At 66.5% G+C, this 19,359-nt stretch carries 15 protein-coding genes; 9 read left to right on the top strand and 6 right to left on the bottom strand.

Annotated elements, in window-relative coordinates; all coding sequences use genetic code 11:
- The first annotated feature begins 15 nt into the window (after positions 1 to 15).
- The 3 genes from G015_RS0106325 (at position 16) to G015_RS0106315 (ending at position 4,414) form a co-directional block, all read left to right on the top strand.
- Positions 16 to 234, top strand: coding sequence for a hypothetical protein (locus tag G015_RS0106325; protein ID WP_012981920.1), 219 nt, complete (start codon positions 16 to 18; stop codon positions 232 to 234).
- A 30-nt stretch (positions 235 to 264) separates the two neighbouring features.
- Complete coding sequence (locus tag G015_RS0106320) at positions 265 to 471, top strand: hypothetical protein (protein ID WP_018138581.1); 207 nt, start codon at positions 265 to 267, stop codon at positions 469 to 471.
- Positions 472 to 634: 163 nt separating this feature from the next.
- Positions 635 to 4,414 (top strand): PAS domain-containing protein, encoded by a 3,780-nt coding sequence (locus tag G015_RS0106315; protein WP_020146334.1) that lies wholly within the window; start codon positions 635 to 637, stop codon positions 4,412 to 4,414.
- Here the strand turns inward: G015_RS0106315 and G015_RS0106310 are convergent.
- The 3 genes from G015_RS0106310 to G015_RS0106300 are packed head-to-tail and all read right to left on the bottom strand — an operon-like array spanning position 4,405 to position 7,049.
- Entirely contained in the window at positions 4,405 to 5,778 is a 1,374-nt protein-coding gene (locus G015_RS0106310; protein WP_020146333.1) for a nucleoside recognition domain-containing protein, read from the bottom strand. The two genes, G015_RS0106315 and G015_RS0106310, sit on opposite strands and share 10 nt — an antisense overlap.
- Before the next feature lie 28 nt (positions 5,779 to 5,806).
- On the bottom strand, positions 5,807 to 6,661 hold the full coding sequence (locus G015_RS0106305) for an SDR family oxidoreductase (RefSeq protein ID WP_018138578.1): 855 nt from the start codon (positions 6,659 to 6,661) through the stop codon (positions 5,807 to 5,809).
- Between the two features lie 10 nt (positions 6,662 to 6,671).
- Positions 6,672 to 7,049, bottom strand: a complete 378-nt coding sequence (locus G015_RS0106300; RefSeq protein WP_018138577.1) for a DsrE family protein — start codon at positions 7,047 to 7,049, stop codon at positions 6,672 to 6,674.
- Positions 7,050 to 7,230: 181 nt separating this feature from the next.
- Here G015_RS0106300 and G015_RS0106295 point away from each other — a divergent pair, with 181 nt between their 5' ends.
- The 4 genes from G015_RS0106295 to G015_RS0106280 all read left to right on the top strand — a co-directional run bounded on the left by G015_RS0106295 (position 7,231) and on the right by G015_RS0106280 (position 10,699).
- On the top strand, positions 7,231 to 7,509 hold the full coding sequence (locus G015_RS0106295; protein WP_018994628.1) for an FmdB family zinc ribbon protein: 279 nt from the start codon (positions 7,231 to 7,233) through the stop codon (positions 7,507 to 7,509).
- Between the two features lie 3 nt (positions 7,510 to 7,512).
- A complete protein-coding gene (locus tag G015_RS0106290; protein ID WP_018138575.1) occupies positions 7,513 to 8,163 on the top strand; it encodes a DUF502 domain-containing protein in 651 nt (216 codons plus the stop codon).
- 100 nt (positions 8,164 to 8,263) lie between these two features.
- Positions 8,264 to 10,048: an aspartate--tRNA ligase gene (aspS, locus tag G015_RS0106285; protein ID WP_018138574.1), complete on the top strand. Its 1,785-nt coding sequence runs from the start codon at positions 8,264 to 8,266 to the stop codon at positions 10,046 to 10,048.
- A 21-nt stretch (positions 10,049 to 10,069) separates the two neighbouring features.
- Positions 10,070 to 10,699: a triacylglycerol lipase gene (locus tag G015_RS0106280; protein WP_018174614.1), complete on the top strand. Its 630-nt coding sequence runs from the start codon at positions 10,070 to 10,072 to the stop codon at positions 10,697 to 10,699.
- Between the two features lie 22 nt (positions 10,700 to 10,721).
- Here G015_RS0106280 and G015_RS0106275 read toward each other — a convergent pair whose 3' ends face one another.
- The 3 genes from G015_RS0106275 to G015_RS0106265 form a co-directional block, all read right to left on the bottom strand.
- Positions 10,722 to 11,804 carry a DUF3524 domain-containing protein gene (locus G015_RS0106275; RefSeq protein ID WP_020146332.1) on the bottom strand — a complete coding sequence of 361 codons (1,083 nt, stop codon included), beginning with the start codon at positions 11,802 to 11,804 and terminating at the stop codon, positions 10,722 to 10,724.
- Between the two features lie 2 nt (positions 11,805 to 11,806).
- Complete coding sequence (locus G015_RS0106270) at positions 11,807 to 15,025, bottom strand: EAL domain-containing protein (RefSeq protein WP_020146331.1); 3,219 nt, start codon at positions 15,023 to 15,025, stop codon at positions 11,807 to 11,809.
- Positions 15,026 to 15,287: 262 nt separating this feature from the next.
- Positions 15,288 to 15,611: a high-potential iron-sulfur protein gene (locus G015_RS0106265; RefSeq protein ID WP_018138570.1), complete on the bottom strand. Its 324-nt coding sequence runs from the start codon at positions 15,609 to 15,611 to the stop codon at positions 15,288 to 15,290.
- Positions 15,612 to 15,938: 327 nt separating this feature from the next.
- Here G015_RS0106265 and G015_RS0106260 point away from each other — a divergent pair, with 327 nt between their 5' ends.
- A complete protein-coding gene (locus G015_RS0106260) occupies positions 15,939 to 16,490 on the top strand; it encodes an outer membrane beta-barrel protein (RefSeq protein ID WP_038038639.1) in 552 nt (183 codons plus the stop codon).
- 115 nt (positions 16,491 to 16,605) lie between these two features.
- The gene (locus tag G015_RS0106255) at positions 16,606 to 19,356 is read left to right on the top strand and encodes a cation-transporting P-type ATPase (RefSeq protein ID WP_020146330.1); all 2,751 of its coding nucleotides are present in this window, start codon (positions 16,606 to 16,608) and stop codon (positions 19,354 to 19,356) included.
- The last annotated feature ends 3 nt before the right edge of the window (positions 19,357 to 19,359 follow it).

Here is a 19,359-nt window from a genome sequence, read left to right as displayed (position 1 = left end):
AACTGGAGTGACCCGATGGATGTCGAGATGGGAGAAGAGGGCCTGAACGTCCTCGGGATCAGCCGCGAGCAATGCGCAACGCTGGTCGAGGTGCTGAAGGCCAGCGAGGACCAGCGCTTCATGGACGATCCGGAGCTGCGCAAGCTGTTCAAGCTGCTGGCCGTGCTGCAGAGCGACCTGTGGGACGACATGACCGCCGGGCAGTTCGACTTCGCCCCCTACAAGAAGCAGTAATCGCCTGCCGCGCAGGCCCGGAGCCCCCCGATGCCCGAAAACGGATCCCGCCGTCCCTCGAACTTCGTAATCGGCAATATCTTCCTCGGCGCGGCCGCGCTGATGCTGTTCTTCTTCGTCACCCTGTGGGAGATCCTGGGCGTGGTGGCCCTGGTCCTGTGGATGGCACTGGCGGCCATCGGGGTCTACTTCATCGTGAAGGACAAGGACATCAATCCCGGCGGCCCGCCCAATTAGGGAAACACTGATTTCAGTGTTTCCCAAGGGGAACCTGCTTCCCTGGGAAGGTGACCGCCATGCCCGTCCGTTTCGGTACGGGATGTGATTCGGCCGGTGGCTGTGCCCGGCGTCCGACCTCCCGTCAACCGGGTATGTGACCCGACCACCGAGGACAGCCGCCATGAACCTGCGTGAGCAGCACCCGACCGGCGCGCGCCTGCAGGCCGAGTTTTTGCAATCCCTTCCGGAACACGTCACCCGCCTGCGCGAACTTGCCCGGAACCTGGAGAATGCCGCTTCACCGGCCCAGGCACGCGAAGTGCTGCAGCAGCGGGTTAGCGATCTCCGGCATTCGGCGGAGGTTTTCGGAATTCCGGTGGTCGGGGCGGCAGCGACGACCCTGGCCGACGCGCTGGAGGCCTGCACCGGACAATCGGGCCTGGTCGAACAGGATCGATGGGACAGGGCCCTGGACCAGCTCGTGGCAATCGCCGCCCAGCATGTCAGGGGCGATGCCGCCGCCATTGTCAGCCGTGTGCAGCCCTTGTCCGGCGCCCGCGCGGACGGGCGGGTGCTAGTGGTCGCGGACGATGAGGCCCTGGCGCGCGAGATCGTCCTGATGCTCGAGGATCACGGGTTCCGGACCGACCGGATCCCGGTCGGTGGTCGCCGGGCCCCGCAGGCCCCCGACGACGACCCCTATACCGCAGTCGTTATCTGTGCCGGTGTGGTGGTGCCCGGCACCGTTATCACGAGTGGCTTTGCCGAGCTCCTGCCGCCGGGGCATGCGCGCCTGCCGGTGCTGGCGGTGGCGCGGGAATGGAACCCCGGCGCACGGCTGGATGCCGTGCGTCAGGGGGTAGCGCGCTGTCTGGACTACCCGCTTGATGGAGACACCCTGATCGAGCAGTTGGTGCAGATCGGAGGTGTCGTTGCCGATAACGACTACCGGGTCCTCTTCATCGCCGGCGACGAGCAGGATGGCGTGGAGCGCGCCCTGCTCGAGGTCGGCTACCGTGTGGAGCGGGCGGAAGAACCGGATCGCCTGGTGGAGGTCATGGATGCGCTCGATCCCGAGGTGGCGATCCTCGATGTCGAATCCCTGGACTGCTCGGCGCACGAGGTGGCGGCGGTGCTGCGGACCCGGCAGCGCGGGGGCTGCATTCCATTGCTGATCCTGACGGCCGACGCCTCACGGATCAATGGCCTGATGAACCTTCATCCGGGCGTTTGTGGTGTGTTCCTGAAGCCACTGGAGGCCAGTCGGGTGGCGGCGGCGGTAGCGAATCGGGCGCGGCAGCTGCGCGAGTTGGACAGCGTCAGCCGCTCCTACCGCGAAACGCTCTACGAGCGTGAACGGGAGCATCTCGCGGTCAACGAGCATGCCCTGGTCAGCATCGCCGATGCCCGGGGCGACATCATCTATGCCAATAGGCGATTCGCCGAGGTCAGTGGATATACGGTCGAGGAACTGCTCGGGCGCAACCATCGGGTAGTGAAATCGGGGCAGCATCCGGCGCAATTCTATACCCGCATGTGGGAGACCATCGTGGCGGGCCAGGTCTGGCAGGGCGAGATCTGCAATCGGGCGCGCGACGGTTCGCTGTACTGGGTCGACACCACGATCGTGCCGTACATGGATGCCGAGGGCGTGCCTTACCAGTTCGTGTCCGTCCGCACCGAGATCACCACGGTCAAGCGGCAGGAGCAGCGCCTGCGCTCGAGCCAGATTTTCGCCAACATGGGCACCTGGGAATGGACGCCCGACCAGGAGCGCCTCGAATGGTCCGAGCGGATTCCACCGTTGCTGGGTTACCGGGACGCTGCGGTCGAACCGACGGTTACCAATTTCATGCACGCCGTCCATCCGGAGGATCGCGATCGGGTGCGAAAGGCCATCTCGAGCAGCTTGCGTCGGGGCGCCCACTTCGAGTTGGAGCACCGGGTGGTGTGGCCCGACGGCTCCGAACACTGGCTGCTGCAACGGGGCGACGCCGTTCGGGACGCCGATGGCAGCGTGCTGTACATGCTGGGCGTGATGCAGGACATCACCAAACGCAAGCACTCCGAGCTGGCGCTGTCGGAGCTGTCGACACGGTTGCTGGAGGCACAGCGACTGGCCCGGCTCGGTCACTGGGAATACGAAGTGCGCAGCGACCGACTGACCTGGTCGAAGGTGATTTACGAGATGTTCGAGATGATCGCCGGGAACGGCCATCTCGCCCGGGATGACTATCAACGCCTAGTGCATCCGGACGACCGCGAGCGGGTGCAGGCATTCGAGGCCGGTCTGGCCGACTCCGGACACGGCGAGATCACCCATCGCGTGCAGCTCCCGGACGGCATGGTCCGCTACGTTCATCAGATCGCTACGGCTACGTTCGACGACGGCGGTGAGGTGGTCCGCCTCTCGGGCACGCTCCAGGATCTGACCGAATTGCACGAGGCTCAGGATCGGCTGACCCTGTTCGGGCGAATCATCGAATCAGCCGAACAGGGCGTTGCGGTGGTGGACCGGGAAGGTTGTTTCGTGTACGTCAATCCGGCAGCGCTGGATCTGGTCGGTTATCGCCTGGATGAGATGGTCGGCCGCAGCTTCCGCGCAATGGGCATTATCCCCGAGGAGGCGCGCGAGGAGGCTCAGGAGATCGATCGGGTGCTGGCGGAGGGCGGGGTATGGACTGGGCTGTTGCCTCACCGCTGCGCCAACGGGGCCGTATTCGTCACCGCAAGCACCATCAGTGTTGTGCGCGACGAGCACGGTGATCCGCAGTATGGCTTCAATATCTTCAGTGATTACACCGATGAGTTGCGGCGGCGCGAAGAGCTCCGTCAGGCGCGTGATGCCTCAGAGCGTGCGAACCGGGCGAAGTCGGAATTCCTGTCCAGCATGAGTCACGAGCTGCGCACGCCAATGAATGCCGTGCTCGGCTTCGCCCAGTTGCTGGAGCGCGACCCCGGACTGGGCGAGCGCCAGCATTCGCATGCGACCGAGATCCGCCGCGCCGGCTCGCACCTGCTGGACCTGATCAACGAGGTCCTGGATCTGGCCCGGATCGAGGCCGGGCGGCTGAAGATCGACCTGCAGCCGGTCTTCGTGGCGCCGGTGGTCACCGACTGCCTGTCCCTGACCCGTGCCCTGGTCGATGAACATGCGGTGCACTGCGAGGCCGAAGTGGCTGATGATGTGCAGGTGCAGGCGGACCCCCTGCGCCTGAAGCAGGTCCTGCTGAACCTGGTGGGCAACGCGATCAAGTACAACCGCCGCGGCGGCGAAGTCCGTGTCGGTGTCACGCCGCAGCGGGATGTCGTCGAGATCGCGGTAAGCGATAGCGGACCCGGGATCGCGCTGGAGGATCAGGCGCGGCTGTTCGAACCCTTTGAGCGGCTGCATGCCGATGGCGGTCGCGTCGAGGGTGCGGGCGTCGGACTCGCGGTCTCGAACAGCCTGGTCAAAATGATGGGGGGCGAGCTTGCGGTGGAATCGGAGCCGGGTGTCGGCAGCCGCTTCTGGTTCCGGCTGCCGCGTGCCGGGGCGGAGCCCCACGTGATGGATGACTCAACCGTCGAGTCCGGCGTGGACAAGGACCCGCATGTCCTGTTGATCGAGGCCGACCCCGAACACCTCGCGAGGCTCCAGACCATGTTCGAGGGGCAGGTGGGGCTGCAGCCGTTGTGCGCGACCTCGGCGGTGGAGGGTCTGGACCTGGCGCTGCGCCATGTGCCGGCCCTGGTGGTGCTGGCACTGGACCTGCCGGTGATGGATGGCTTCCAGGTCCTGCGCGCGCTGCAGGCGGACCCCGCCCTGGCGCCAATCCCTGTAGTTGCGGTCGGGGGGGGCGAGGATTCAGAGAGGACTGAACGCGCCCGCCATGCACCCTTCCGGCGCGTGCTGACCCGGCCGGTGTCGGCGGACGATCTGGCCGCGTTGCTGGACGATCTCGCGATCTGTCAGAGGTAGAGGAAGCCGACGATCGCGACCGCCGCGATCACGGCCACCGCATCGGCGCTCAGCGCCGCGGCCAGGGTGTGGCGTACGCGCTTGACGCCGATCGCGCCGAAGTACACGGCGAGCACGTAGAAGGTCGTCTCGGTCGAGCCCTGCAGGGTGGAGACCAGGATGCCGACATGGGTGTCCGGGCCGGTGGCCGGGTCCTGCATGATGCCGGCCATGATGCCGTAGGCGCCGGAGCCGGACAGCGGACGCAGCAGGGCCATCGGCAGGGCCTCGGCCGGCAGGCCGAACGGGGTCGTCAGTGGCCCGACCAGCCCGACGAACATGCCCAGCGCACCACTCTCGCGCAGCATCCCCACCGCGACCAGGATCGCCACCAGATAGGGGATGATGCGCAGGGCCACGTTGAAGCCCTCCTTGGCCCCCTCGACGAAGACCTCGTAGACCGGCACCCCGCGGATCACCCCGTAGGACAGGAACCCCACCACCAGCCCGGGGATGATCCAGGGGGCGATTGCCTGGCCGTACACGATCGTCAGCGGGATGATCGCCAGCACCCCCAGCAGGACCAGGATCGAGACCCAGGCCGGGTAGCCCTCGGTGGGGACCTCGATGTTCATCGGCTGCTGATCGGACTGGGCGCTGTCCTGCTCGCGATTCTCGGCCTTCGCCGGTTCGGTGCTGTCCTGGCTCGCTTCCCGGATCGTGTCTTCCAGTTCGTCGGAGCCGGCGGAGGCATCCGCGTCGATCGAGCGGGTGGGGGCCGGGCTGCGGAAATAGCGCTGCAGGATCAGGGCGCTGGTGATGCCGGCGATGGTCGCGAACAGCGTGGCGAACAGCGTGGTCGGCAGGATCGCCGCCGGGGCCTCGGAGCCGAGCGAGGCACGCAGCGCGATCACCCCGGTGGGCAGCAGCGTAATGCTGGAGGTGTTGATTGCCAGGAACAGCGCCATCGCATTGGTCGCGGTGCCCGGGTGCGGATTCAGCTTCTCCAGCTCCTGCATCGCGCGGATGCCGAACGGGGTCGCGGCGTTGCCCAGCCCCAGGATGTTGGCGGAGAAGTTCAGGATCATCGCGCCCATCGCCGGGTGCTCCGGCGGGACCGACGGAAACAGGCGGGTCATCAGCGGGCGCAGCAGGCGGGCGAGCACGGTCAGCAGGCCGCCGGCCTCGGCGATCTTCATCAGCCCGAGGAACAGCGCCATTACCCCGACCAGCCCCAGCGCCAGTTCGACCGCCGAGCCGGCGGCATCGATCGCGCCCTCGGACAGGGCCTGCATCGGCTGTTCGTCGGGGTCGGTGGACTGGAACTCGCGGATCGCGGCCGTAGCCACGGCGATCACGATCAGCGCGAGAAAGATCAGATTCATGCGGCGCCCGCCCCTGGCCGCGCGCGCATCAGCGGTTCTCCCCGCGCGATACCCCGCGCAGCACGGCGTCCATCGCGCGCGCCGGCAGCAGCCACTTCAGGAAGGCGAATAACTTGGTCGGGAAGGTGATGCGGTAGCGCACCCGCGGGCGGCGGGCCTCCAGGGCATGCATCACGCAGCGGGTGACGGCCTCCGGGCCGAGGGTGAACGGGGCATCGGACTCGGCATTGGCCATGCGCGCCTCGGCCGCGCGGTAGGTCTCGGCCCAGGGGCTGTGCTCGCGGTGGATGTGGCGGCGGAAGGCCTTCAGGGCGTTGGCGCGGAAGGCACTGCGGATCGGGCCGGGCTCGACCAGGCTCACATGGATGCCCGTGCCGTGCAGCTCCTGGCGCAGGGTGTCGCTCATGCCCTCGATCGCGAACTTGGACGTCACATAGGCCCCGCGCAGGCGCAGGGCGGCAAAGCCCAGCACCGAGGAGTTCTGGATGATTCGTCCCTCCCCGGCACGGCGCATCGCGGGCAGTACCGCATTGGTCAGCTCCAGCCAGCCGAGTACGTTGGTCTCGAGCTGGGCGCGCAGGGTGGCGCGCGAGAGGTCCTCCACCGCGCCGGGCTGGCCATAGGCGCCGTTGTTGAACAGGCCGTAGAGATGCCCGTCGGTGCGGTGCAGGATCTCGGTGACCGCGCTGTGGATGCTGGCGGAGTCGTCCAGATCCAGCTGCAGGGCCTCGAAGCCCTCCTTCTTCAGGCGCGCAACATCCTCGCCGCGACGGGCGGTCGGGAACACGCGGTAGCCGCGCTCGCGCAGCGCACGGGCGGCGTGCAGTCCGATCCCGCTGGAGCAGCCGGTAATCAGGACGGCACGGGGCCAGGACTCGCTCACCGGTCGCGGCTCAGTAGGTCAGGGTGGCCACATCGTCCTCGACCACCTCGCCGATAAAGGCGCCCCCGCCGCGCATGCCGTCCAGTTCGGGGATCGCGTTGTCCAGGGTCAGGCCGTTTTCGTCCATTGCGCCGGCGCAGGCGTAGAAGCGGCAGCCGGCCTCGTGGGCATCCTGCATGAAGCTGTAGACCGATTTCTCCTTCGCCTCGCCGGGGTAGATCTTGTCCGCCACGCCCTGGCGCAACAGGCGCGTGGTGCCGGCGGCGAAGTACATCTCGACTTCCAGATCCATCGCGGCGGCGACGGTCGCCTGGAAGAACGGGGCCCCCAGCGTGCCGGGGCGGTCCAGGTCCAGGTTCAGCAGCATGATCACGATCTTTTCGGCCATGACGGGTCCTTGCGGGCAGTACGTTCGGGTATGGGGCGAATGATCGGCGCTGCGGCCTCGCGGCGCAAACACGGATTGCCACCGGGGAAAGCCTTTTATTCCCGGGAAACGCCCGCATAATACGCCTCGAACCGTTTTGTTGCGGCCGTTGTCGCGGACGCGAAGCCTGAGGAATACACGCATGCCCATTTACGAGTATCAGTGCAAGGACTGTGGCGAGATTTCCGAGATCCTGCAGAAGATCTCCGATCCGCCGGCCACCACCTGTCCCGAATGTGGCGCCGAGGCCCTGACCAAGCAGGTCTCCGCTGCCGGCTTTCGCCTGGCGGGGGGCGGCTGGTACGAGACTGACTTCAAGAAAGACGGCAAGCGCAATCTGAAGGATGGCGGTGGTGCTGGCAGCGGTTCCGGCAAGAGCGATTCCACGGCGACCTCGAAAGCGGCAGCGACCGGAACCTGATCGATGCTGGTCTCCCTGCGCCGCTACCTGATTGCAGGGCTGCTGGTCTGGCTGCCGCTGATCGTCACCGGCTTCGTTATCAAGCTGCTGGTCGATCTGCTGGACTTCACCATTCTCCTCCTGCCGCCGGCCTGGCGGCCGGAGGCCTTGCTTGGCTTTTCGATCCCCGGTGCCGGGATCGTGGTCGCGATCGTGGTTGTGTTCGTCACCGGCGTGATTGTGGCCAATATTGTCGGGCGCAAGCTGGTCTCGGTGGGCGAATCCATCGTGCACCGCATCCCGCTGGTCAGCTCGATCTACGGGGCGGTGAAGAAGGTCACCGAGACGGTGCTGACCGATGGTGGCCAGGCCTTTCGCAAGGTCGTGATGATCGAGTACCCGCGTCGCGGGCTGTGGTCGGTCGGTTTCATGACCGGCGTTGGTTACGGCGAGGTGCAGGAGCGTACCGAGCGCGAGGTGATTACCGTGTTCGTCCCCACCACCCCCAACCCTACCTCCGGCTTTGTGCTGCTGGTTCCGCGCGACGAGGCGGTCGAGCTCGACATGACGGTGGAGGACGGGCTCAAGTTCGTGATGTCCATGGGCGTGGTCACGCCGCTGTCGAGCCCGTCCGAGGCCCCGGCTCCGGTTGCGCGAGAGCAGGGCAAATCGTAAGATTTCCGGCCTTTTCGCGGGCGCAGGCGCGACGTTTGCCCCGTTTTCCCGACTAACCGTGCAGGCCCTTTCGGGCGTGCCCTTCGGCTGGAACAGCGTAATGCGAACTCATCTGTGTGGACGTGTCACCGAGAACGAACTCGACTCGGAGGTGACCCTTTGCGGCTGGGTGAATCGCCGGCGTGACCACGGGGGCGTGATCTTCGTTGACCTGCGCGACCACACGGGGCGGGTGCAGGTGGTGTTCGACCCCGACCGCGAGGACGTCTTCGCCCGCGCCGAGCAGCTGCGCAGCGAGTTCGTGATCCGCATGACCGGCCGCGTGCGCCGCCGCCCCGAGGGCACCGAGAACCCCGACCTGTCCACCGGCGCGGTGGAGATCCTGGGTCTGGAGCTGGAGGTCCTGAACGCCGCGAAGACCCCGCCGTTCCCGCTGGACGACGAGGACGTTGGCGAGGACACCCGCCTGCGCTATCGCTACGTGGACCTGCGCCGCCCGGTAATGCAGGAGCGCCTGCGCCTGCGCGCGAAGGTCTCCGCGGCCATGCGCCGCTTCCTCGAGGAACGCGATTTCCTCGACCTCGAGACCCCGATGCTGACCAAGGCCACACCGGAGGGCGCGCGCGACTACCTGGTGCCCAGCCGTACGCATCCGGGCAGCTTCTTTGCCCTGCCGCAGTCGCCGCAGTTGTTCAAGCAGCTGCTGATGATGTCCGGCATGGACCGCTACTACCAGATCACCCGCTGCTTCCGCGACGAGGACCTGCGCGCCGATCGCCAGCCGGAGTTCACCCAGCTGGATATGGAGATGGCCTTTGTCGACGAGGCCGACGTGATGGACGTGACCGAGGGCCTGATCCGCCACCTATTCCGCGAGGTGCAGGGTGTCGAGTTGCCCGATCCGTTCCCGCGCATGGCCTACGCCGAGGCGATGGCCCGCTTCGGGTCGGACAAGCCCGATCTGCGCATCCCGCTGGAGTTCACCGAGCTGACCGAGGTGATGCAGGCGGTGGAGTTCAAGGTGTTCAACGGCCCGGCGAACGACCCCGAGGGCCGCGTGGCCGCGCTGCGCGTGCCGGGCGGGGCGAAACTGACGCGCAAGGAGATTGACGTCTACACCGAGTACGTCGGTCGCTACGGCGCGAAGGGCCTGGCCTACATCAAGGTCAACGACCCGGCGGACCTCGAGGGCGGGCTGCAGTCGCCGATCCTGAAATTCCTGCCGGAGGATGTGACCCGGCAGATCCTGGAGAAGACCGCGGCCGCCGCCGGCGACCTGATCTTCTTCGGTGCGGACAAGGCCTCGGTGGTCAACGAGGCGATCGGCGCGTTGCGCGTGAAGCTCGGCCACGACCTCGAGCTGGTCGAGGCGGGCTGGCAGCCGCTGTGGGTCGTCGACTTCCCGATGTTCGAGTACGACGACGAGGACAAGCGCCTGTACGCCTTGCATCACCCGTTCACTGCCCCGGCGGTGGACAGCCCGGACGCGCTGCGCAACAACCCGCGCGAGGCCCTGTCCCGTGCCTACGACATGGTGCTCAACGGTACCGAAGTGGGCGGTGGCTCCATCCGTATCCACAACCCCGAGATGCAGCAGGCTGCGTTCGAGGCCCTGGGTATCGGCGAGGACGAGGCGCGCGAGAAATTCGGCTTCCTGCTGGATGCGCTGGAGTTCGGTGCCCCGCCGCACGGCGGCCTGGCCTTCGGCCTGGACCGCTTGGTGATGCTGATGAGCGGCGCCCACTCCATTCGCGACGTAATGGCCTTCCCCAAGACCCAGACGGCCGCCTGCCTGCTGACCGATGCCCCGGCGCCGGTCGGCGAGAAGCAGCTGCGCGAGCTGGGCATCCGTCTGCGCGCCAGCGCCACACAACAGGCCGGGTAGGCAACGGGCCGGTCGTTTACCATGGCCGGCATGCGCGCCAGCGTGGTTACGGTCCATGGCTGGCATATGCCGGGCCTGGAGCTGGCGCTGCTGGAACGCCGGCTGCGTGCGGCCGGGCTGGAGGTCCATCGCTTCCACTATGCCTCGCGCCGCCAGACCCCGGAACAGGCGGCGCGCGCCCTGGCCGCCTTCATTGAGGCAGTGCCCGGCGACCTGGTGCACCTTGTGGCCCACAGCCTCGGCGGCATCATCGTCCGCCATCTGTTCACCGTGGCCCCGGTCCAGCGCCCCGGTCGGATCGTGATGCTGGGTTCGCCGCTGGCGGGCAGCCGGGTGGCCGCGCGCCTGGCACGCAACCGGCTTGGCCGCTGGTGGTTGGGGGCCGCGCTGGACCGCGGTCTGCTGGGGGGCAGCCCCGTCTTGCGCGGACGCGAAATCGGGATGATCGCCGGCAGCCGCCCACTGGGTCCGGCACCGCTGTTCGCGCAGATGCCGCCCCCGCATGATGGCTTCGTCGCCGTCGACGAGACACGCGGCCCGGATGTCACGCGCCACCTGACACTGCCGATCTCGCATACGGGGATGCTGTTCGATGCCACGGTGGCCCGCGAGACCCTGCACTTCCTCGATCGCGGCGACTTCCTTCCCTGAGCGGCCCCGTTCAGCGTTTCCCTCAGGCGGCGCCTCGCCGGGTCTCCAGCAGTTCTTCGATCTGACGCCGCCATTGCGGTTCCACCCTCTTGCTGTGCCACTGGCCGATATCGGGGACGGGCGGTCGCGCGCCGGTCAGCCATGCGCCGAGACGCGTGGCCAGTGCTTGGGTATCACCGGCGGGGTAACGGCAGGTGGCCGGGTATTGCTCGGGGTATACCAGGGCATCCGGCACCAGTGGCAGTACGCCCGCGCGGGTGGCCTCCAGCAGCGAAAGACCCTGGAACTCGTGGCGGGCAGTGCTGACCACGATCCCCGCCCGGCACAGCCAGTATTCGTATTCCTCGCGCGAGCACTTGGCGTCCACGATGATGCGGTCAGCCAGATGCGTGCGGAGTCGTGTGAGGGCGTCCGGAATCCTGGCGGGCCGAGGGCCTAGCAGGGCCAGTCGGAAATCGATTCCCTCACGGGCCAGTTGCAGCAAGGCTTCCGCGAAGTCGTCCGGGGCCTTGTCGTACTCCCAGCGGTGATTCCACAAAATCAGGTTCGGGTCGCGCTCTGCGTGGTCGGTGGTGGTGATGGCCTGGATCGGAACGGGCAGGGTCTCGCTGCGCTCGTCGAGCGTCGTGCGCAGACCCGGGGGTACCTTGTCTGGCATACGTGCAAGCAGGCGGTCGACGCCGTCGAGAAAGGTATCGCGGTTGTAGTGCGAGTTGAACGCGATGCGGTCGGCCGCCAGGGCGCCGTAGAGCTGGACCATCTGCGGATCCACCGAGGGGTTCTGGCCGGGGCTGGTCGGGTAGGCGAACTGGTTTTCGTGGAAGTAGTACAGCGCAGGTGATTGCGCGAGTGCCGGGTGCAGGCCGCGCAGTGTGGCGAGATCGACCATGGAGGTCGCAACGATGGCGTCGGGTTGGGCGTCGCCGAGGCTGCGGAGCCAGGAGAGCGGGTTGCCCCGTATGCGCCAGCGGAAGTGGCGCCCCGGTAATTCCCGGCGATCCCAGTCGAACTCGGGGAATTGCCGGGTCAGCCAGTCGGCCCAGGCGGCATGGCTGTCCGCACGGTAGGCGGACAGTAGCAGGATGCGGGGTGCCGCGGGCTGCACACCTACGGGGCCCGGTCCGGCGGGAAGTCTGGCGAGGGGCGATTCAGATGGTAGCCCTGGACCATGTCGACCCCCAGGTCGGCCAGCATCGCAAGGGTGTCGCCGTCTTCGACGCACTCGGCCACGGTCCATTTTTCCAGTCCGCGAGCGACGTCGACCATCGCGCGGATGAATGCCTGGTTGTCGCGGTTGTTCGGCAGATCTCGCACGAACATGCCGTCGATTTTGAGCACCTGGACGCCCAGGTACTTGAGGTAGGCAAAGGTGGAGAAGCCGGAGCCAAAATCGTCCAGGCAGACGAGGCAGCCGGCCTGCTGCAACGCCTCGATGAAGCGCTGGGCGTCCTGCATCTCGGAGACGGCTGCCGTTTCGGTCAGTTCGATGATCAGCCGCCGGGGATTGACACCCTGCTGGCTCAGCTCGTTGGTGATGTATTGCGGCAGCCCGGGTTCGTCGAAGCTGCGACCGGAGATGTTGATCGCGATCCCCGGGAGTTCAGGGTGGCCGGCCAGGTGCGCGATGCTCTCGCGGATCACCCAGCGGTCGATATCGAGGATCTGCCCGGTCTTCTCGGCCACAGGGATGAACTGCCCCGGCATCACGACCTCGTCGGACGCCAGCGGGTCGCGCATGCGGACCAGGGCCTCCATGTGATTGAGCGCCCCGCTGTCCAACTGGTAGATCCCCTGGAAATGCAGCTCGAACTGCCCGCCCTCCAGCGCGTTGCCAATGCGCTGGCTCCAGCTCATTCGCTCGAGCATGCGTTCGGCGGTGTTGCGGCTGGCGTCGAATACCGCCCAGGTGTTTTTGCCCGAGTCCTTGGCCTGGTACATCGCGGCATCGGCATGCGCCACCAGGTCTTCGACATTGTCACCGTGCTCGGGGTAGCGCGCGATCCCGATGCTCGCGGTCAGGCGGTAGTTTTGGCCGCGGAAGCGGAACGGAATCGCGGAGATCGCGCGGGCCACGCGTTCAGCCAGCCCTTCAGGTTCCCGTTCGGATGCCTGGTCGACGAGGATCGCGAACTCGTCGCCGCCAAGGCGGGCAAAGATCTCCTCCTCGCGTACGAGGCTTGCGATCTCGCCCGCCGCGCGTACCAGGACCGTGTCCCCGGCGCGGTGGCCGAAGGTGTCGTTGATGGTCTTGAACTCATCGAGGTCGAAGTAGATCAACGCGAGCTGGGTCTCGCGGCGGCGGGCGTTGTGGATCGCATGCTCCAGCTGGCGCTGGAAGCGGTGGCGGTTGTACAGGCCCGTGAGCGGGTCGTGCTCGGCCAGATAGACCAGCTGCTGGGCGGTCTGGCGCTCGTGGGTGACGTCCTCGTACAGCCACAGCCGACCAATGGAGCGCTCGTCGGCATCGTGTACCGGATAGGACAGCTGCGTGAGGATCCGGCCGTCGTAGAGATCCACCTCGAAGCGTTCGCTGATCTCGTGGGTGTCGAGGACGTGCAGCACGTGCCTCGAGGCATGGTCGGGCCGGGCAAAGCGGTGAGTGGAATGTTCCAGCACGGCACGTGAGGGCTGCCCGACCAGGTCGATCTCGTCGGCAATCGCCCACATGCGCCGAAATGCCGGGTTTACGTATTCGATGTACCCCTCGCGATCCTCGAACAGGATGCCGATGCTCATGGCCGACAGCAGCGAGGCCATGCGCCCCTGCTCGCGCCGCGTGAGTTCCAGCAGCCGCGCCTGCTCGTCGCGCGAGGTCTCCAGACTCTCCAGTGCCTCCAGCAGGGCTTCTTCATTGCGCTTGCGCTGGCTGATGTCGTGCACGATGGCGACATAGCGCGGGCGTTCACCCCGGGGGGCGACTAGCTGCAGCGAGATGTGTACAGGGATCAGGTGTCCGTCGACATGCTGGTGCGTGGTCTCGAACAGCAACTGGTCACGCTCCCCTCGCCGCAGGGGCTCCAGCATGCTGCGAAAACGGGTCTCGGGGAACTCCGGCTTGATGTCGTACGGGTGCAGCTGCAGCAATTCGTTGCGAGTACGACCGGTCTGGTCCATCGCGCCCTGGTTGACATAGATGAACTGCAGGCTGTCCACGTCAAACAGGAAGACACCATCCAGCGTCAGGTCCAGCGTGCTGCGAAAGGCCTCGAGCTCCTCGCTGCGGCGTTCGAGTTCGCGGGATGTGGTGACCAGCTCGTGGGCGTCGATCACGTGACCCTGAAGATAGATGAGCCGCCCATGTGCGTCGTAGACGCCGGCACCGCGTTCGAAGACCCAGCGCACGGATTGATCCCTGGCTATGGCGCGGTACTGGATTTGATAAGTCCCGTCGCGCTGAAGTCCCTTCTGCACGCCCTCCCATATGGAGTCGGAATCCTCCGGGTGGACCCAGCTCGCCAGGGTGATCTTCCCGCTATAGAAATCCGCGGCGTTGTAGCCGGTCAATTCGCGGACCCCGCCATCGATGAAGATCACGTCCCACTGAGGGTTGTTGCGGCAACGGTAGACAAAGCCATTGACCGTTTCCAGCACCCGTAGGAGGTCGTCGCTGTGCTGCGCGCCGATGGTGCGCGCTAGGCTGATCAGCGCCAGGGTGAAGAGCACCGCGGTCCCGGTGCGCAGGGCCTGGATCGGCACCCCGGTCGCGGCCAGGAAATCGCCCTGCGTGGGCAGCCATGCGGGGAGGCCGAAATCTACCTGCGCCGGGAAAGGCAGAAATACGGCATAGGCCAGAAACGCGAAGGCTGCGATCCCCAGCGCCGGGATATGCCGCTGCATCTCCGGCTGTGCCCCGGGGGAACGAACGTGCAGCAGGAATGCGAACCCTGCGAGGAGTGCGCCGGGGAATCCGATCAGGTAGCGGGCACCATTGGCGAGCCCGGTTGCCGGGTCAGCGGTGACCAGGAGTATCGCGCTCAGGCCGATGGCGAGACTCCCGTACACGCCCCAGGCCGGCAGGTGCAGGCCGGGGCGTATGTCGAGTAGCGCGCGTCGACCAAACTCCAGCAGGGGCAGATAGGAGACCGCCAGCCAGGCCGTCATGAACCAGCGATCGGAGAGTACGCCCAGCTCGTGATGCAGGCCGATCGCGTTGAGGAAACCATAGGTCCCGTGCAGCAGACCGAACGGCACCAGCCACCCGACATGAGCGGCGAAAGGCACAAACCGTTCGCGGCGCGGCAGCATCAGCGCCACGATGCCTAGGGTGAAGAACGCGAGCCCGTTGAGCGCGTACAGCAGCGACAGTGGCGTGGTGTCCAGGCCCACTGGCTAGAGGGGGGCTCTGATTGGAGAACGATGTTGCTCGGGGCCGGGGCAGGCGCTCGAACGGGAGTGGGGCACGCGGAGCTCCTTAAACGGGCGGTTCATCGTCCGATAACGTCCAGAAGGCCAAAAATTTGAGGCGCTGCGGCGTAAGCGTGACCGGTTTGTGACCCAGTCCGCAAGTCGTACCGTTCAATTGCGGAGGCCATAAACGCGAACACCGCCCGGAGGCGGTGTTCGCAGGTGCCGTCAGGCGGTGTGGTGATCAGCCGCCACGGACATGGGCATCGCACCAGCCGTCGGCGTTGACCAGGACGTCCTGGAAGGCCTGGTGGTGGCAGCCACCCCAGCCGTTGTCCTCTTCGCCCGCCCAGAAGGCGCAGTTGTCGCACACGGCACCGTCTTCGTAGGCGTCGTGGCCGGATGCGTCGGACGCATCGTTCACGTAGTCATGGGCGTGACCGTCTTCGGCCTTCGGCTTGGCATAGGCAACGCCGAAGGTGGTCAGACTTGCGAGCGGGACGGCTGCCACAGCCATGGAGGCGCGGCGGAGAAAGGCTCGGCGGTTCGCGTTCGGTTGATCGGACATGGAGTGACCTCCGTAGATCATATGAATTTTTTAGCGCTTAATTTGACCCGAGGCATGGTTGAAGCATGCCGGACGGATCGCTGGATTAGAGCGAGGGAATATCCAGATGTTCCCGTGGTGGGCAACTTCTGCCTGATTCAAAGACACGCTCCGCACCCTTCGATGCATCGGGCGGCGAAAAAATTCCGTTCCCTGGTGGCCCGCCCCGGTTTCTATGGGCTCGGGGATCAACTAATATCAGTAGGTGCTGAAGTTCCTGCTGGCGGTGGCGGCACGACGCGCCAGCGGGGCTTCAGGTCCCCGTCAATGACTCACTGGAGGTGTCCCATGCTCAAGCTACGTACGTCCCTTGCTATGTTGGCCGCTGGTTCTCTTGCGCTGGCCGGAACGACGGTCCAGGCGCAGGAACGCGTGGGCATGGAACCCAGTATCGCCGTCATGCTCGGCTCGGTCTCGCCGGACGCGTCGGGGGCCTCGACGGACTGGGGCTATGGCATCGAGCTGGGTGCAAATTGCCAGCTGCTCCAGCCGCGCACCGGTGTCCTGCGCCACCAGCTGAGCGTTTCCCGATACTCCGAGAGCCCGCTGCGCATGACCAGCACCGAGCTGAATACCCACTGGATGTTCGAGACCGCACCGAACCTCGAGCTGGGTTTCGGTCCCGGCCTGGGCTATGTGCGTGCGGAACTGGGTGATGACACCAACGGCCTGTGGGCGGCTCAGTTCGGCGGCAGCCTGAAGTACACCATGGACAACAATATGTTTCTTGGCGTCGAGGCCCGCTATCAGTTCACGGAGAGTGATCGCTTCCGTAGCGGCCGCGGTCGCGAGGACGTCGACAATCTGCGGGTGATGGCCAAGCTGGGCGTGCATTTCTAGCCGACCACCGGCTGAACGGCGGGGCTGAATCAGGCCCCGCGACCTGCCCGCCGAGGCTTGCCGGTCGCGGGGTCTTGTTCGAGGATGGGGGTTCATCTCTCGGCACCGATACCGAATGGACGAATCGCAAAACGCGCAGTCCCCCAGGGACGAGACCATCGCCTGGCATGCCCTTGATCCCGATGCCGCCCTGAGCGAGCGCGACAGTCGCCGCGAGGGGCTGTCCACTGACGCGGCCCGGGAACGCCTGGACCAGTACGGCAGGAACCAGCTGCGCCCGCCGGAGCAGGTGGGCCTGATCCGGCGTTTCTTTCGCCACTTCCACAACATCCTGATTTACATCCTGCTGGCCGCGGCGGCCGGTACGGCCCTGCTCGGTCACTGGGTCGACACCGGCGTGATCCTGGCCGTGGTCCTGATCAACACGCTGATCGGCTTTGTCCAGGAGGGCAAGGCGGAAAAGGCGCTGGATGCGATCCGCAAGATGCTCTCGCCGCACGCGCTGGCCCTGCGCGATGGGCACCGGCGCGAGATTCCGGCCGAGGAGCTGGTCCCGGGCGATATCGTCTATCTGCAGGCGGGCGACCGTGTGCCGGCGGACCTACGCCTGCTCGAGGTCAAGAACCTGCGGGTCGAGGAGGCGGTGCTGACCGGGGAGTCGGTCGCGGTGGAAAAATCCCCCGAAGCCGTGGACCGCGAGGCGGACCTGGGGGACCGCACCGGCATGGCCTTTTCCGGCACGCTGGTCGCCTTCGGGCGCGGGCACGGCGTGGTGGTGGCCACCGGCGAGCACACCGAGATCGGTCGCATATCTTCGATGCTGGGCGAGGTCGAAAGCCTGCAGACGCCGCTGGTACGCCAGATGGAGCAGTTCGGCCGCTGGCTGGCCGGCGTCGTCGTGGTTATCTCCGCTGCGACGTTCGCCTTTGGCTACTGGGTGCGCAGTTACCCGCTGGACGAGATGTTCCTGGCAGCGGCCAGTCTGGCGGTCTCCTCCATCCCCGAGGGTCTGCCGGCGATCATGACCATCGCCCTGGCGATCGGCGTGCAGAAGATGGCGCGGCGCAATGCCATCATCCGTCGCCTGCCGGCGGTGGAGACGCTGGGCTCGGTCTCCACGATCTGCTCCGACAAGACCGGCACGCTGACCCGCAACGAGATGACGGTGCAGACCGTGTGCACGGCGGGCGAAGAGTACGGCGTCTCCGGCGTGGGCTATGCCCCGCACGGGCATTTCTCCGTGGGCCAGCAGGAAGTGGAGGCCGACGAGCAGCCGGCGCTGCTGGAGGTGCTGCGCGCGGGCCTTTTGTGCAACGACGCCCAGGTGTTCGAACGCGAGGGCGAGTGGGTGATGGAGGGCGACCCGACCGAGGGGGCGCTGGTGGTGGCCGCGCGCAAGGCGGGGCTCGACCCGCACCTGGAGGCGGAGCGGCTTCCGCGTGCCGATGTGATCCCGTTCGAGTCCGATCATCGCTACATGGCGACCCTGCACCATGATCACGACGGGCATGCGCAGATCTTTCTGAAGGGGGCCCCGGAGCGGGTGCTGGAGCTGTGCGACCGGGTGCGTGCGGGTGAGGATACCGATGACCTTGACCGCGAAGCCTGGCTCCAGTCGCTGGAAGCCATCGCGGCTCGCGGCCAGCGCCTGCTGGCCATTGCGACCCGCGAGGTGGAGCCTGATCAGCGCGAACTGAATTTCGATCATGTCGAGCAGGGCGGGTTCGCCCTGCTCGCCCTGGTGGGGATTATCGATCCGCCGCGGGACGAGGCGATCCAGGCCGTGGCAGAGTGCCGGGAGGCGGGCATTCGCGTGAAGATGATCACCGGCGATCATCTGGCGACCGCGCGGGCCATCGGCGAGCAGCTGGGGCTGGGGCGCGATGCCGAGGCGCACGCGGGGCACGAGCTGGATGATGTAGACGACGAGCGCCTGGCGCAGATGGCCGAGGCCACCGATGTGTTCGCACGCACCTCGCCCGAGCACAAGCTGCGTCTGGTGCGGGCCCTGCAGGGCCGCGGTCGGATCGTTGCCATGACCGGGGACGGGGTGAACGACGCCCCGGCACTCAAGCGCGCGGATGTCGGCGTCGCGATGGGCGGCAAGGGCACGGAGGCCGCCAAGGAGGCCTCGGAGATGGTGCTCGCGGACGACAACTTTGCCTCGATCGCCCACGCGGTCGAAGAGGGGCGCACGGTCTACGACAACATCCGCAAGGCCATCCTGCACATGCTGCCGACCAACGCCGGGCAGTCGCTGACTATCATGATGGCGATTCTGATGGGGCTGGCCCTGCCGCTGACACCGGTGCAGGTACTGTGGGTGAACATGGTGACCTCGGTGACCCTGGCGATGGCGCTGGCCTTCGAACGTGCCGAGCCGGGGGTGATGCAGCGTCCGCCGCGTGCCCCGGATCAGCCGCTCCTGTCCGGGTTCCTGTTGTGGCGCATCCCGTTTGTCGCGGTCCTGCTGTGGCTGGGGACCTTCGGGCATTTCGTCTACATGGAGACGGTGGTCGGCGTAAACGAGGAGCTGGCGCGTACCATTGCGATCAATACCCTGGTGGCCGGGCAGGCCTTTTATCTCCTGAATCTGCGCCTGATCCACCAGCCGGTGCTGCCGGGATTCGAGCTGTTTCGCTCGCACAGCATGTGGATCGCGATTGGGGTCCTGATCCTGCTTCAACTGGCCTTCACCTATGCCCCGGTGATGCACACCCTGTTCGGCACGACCACGATCGGCCTGGGCGACTGGCTGCGCATCCTGGCCTTCGGCCTTGCGGTGTTCGTGATCGTGGAGCTGGAGAAGCTGGTGGTGCGCCAGGTGCTGGCCCGCCGTCGAGGAATTGCCCCGACGGCGGTGTAGCCT

The organism is Thioalkalivibrio sp. ALJ15 (assembly GCF_000383695.1).
Taxonomy (GTDB): Bacteria; Pseudomonadota; Gammaproteobacteria; order Ectothiorhodospirales; family Ectothiorhodospiraceae; genus Thioalkalivibrio.
The sequence above is the reverse complement of the archived record's forward strand: the minus strand, read 5'-3'. Positions and strand labels throughout refer to the sequence as shown.

Excerpts from the sequence above, each read along its gene's own strand:
- G015_RS0106255 (WP_020146330.1), top strand. The coding sequence starts at position 16,606 with ATGGACGAATCGCAAAACGCGCAGTCCCCCAGGGACGAGACCATCGCC.
- G015_RS0106265 (WP_018138570.1), bottom strand. The coding sequence starts at position 15,611 with ATGTCCGATCAACCGAACGCGAACCGCCGAGCCTTTCTCCGCCGCGCC.
- G015_RS0106280 (WP_018174614.1), top strand. The coding sequence starts at position 10,070 with ATGGCCGGCATGCGCGCCAGCGTGGTTACGGTCCATGGCTGGCATATG.
- G015_RS0106325 (WP_012981920.1), top strand. The coding sequence starts at position 16 with ATGGATGTCGAGATGGGAGAAGAGGGCCTGAACGTCCTCGGGATCAGC.
- G015_RS0106295 (WP_018994628.1), top strand. The coding sequence starts at position 7,231 with ATGCCCATTTACGAGTATCAGTGCAAGGACTGTGGCGAGATTTCCGAG.
- G015_RS0106310 (WP_020146333.1), bottom strand. The coding sequence starts at position 5,778 with ATGAATCTGATCTTTCTCGCGCTGATCGTGATCGCCGTGGCTACGGCC.
- G015_RS0106290 (WP_018138575.1), top strand. The coding sequence starts at position 7,513 with ATGCTGGTCTCCCTGCGCCGCTACCTGATTGCAGGGCTGCTGGTCTGG.
- G015_RS0106300 (WP_018138577.1), bottom strand. The coding sequence starts at position 7,049 with ATGGCCGAAAAGATCGTGATCATGCTGCTGAACCTGGACCTGGACCGC.
- G015_RS0106315 (WP_020146334.1), top strand. The coding sequence starts at position 635 with ATGAACCTGCGTGAGCAGCACCCGACCGGCGCGCGCCTGCAGGCCGAG.
- aspS (WP_018138574.1), top strand. The coding sequence starts at position 8,264 with ATGCGAACTCATCTGTGTGGACGTGTCACCGAGAACGAACTCGACTCG.
- G015_RS0106320 (WP_018138581.1), top strand. The coding sequence starts at position 265 with ATGCCCGAAAACGGATCCCGCCGTCCCTCGAACTTCGTAATCGGCAAT.
- G015_RS0106260 (WP_038038639.1), top strand. The coding sequence starts at position 15,939 with ATGCTCAAGCTACGTACGTCCCTTGCTATGTTGGCCGCTGGTTCTCTT.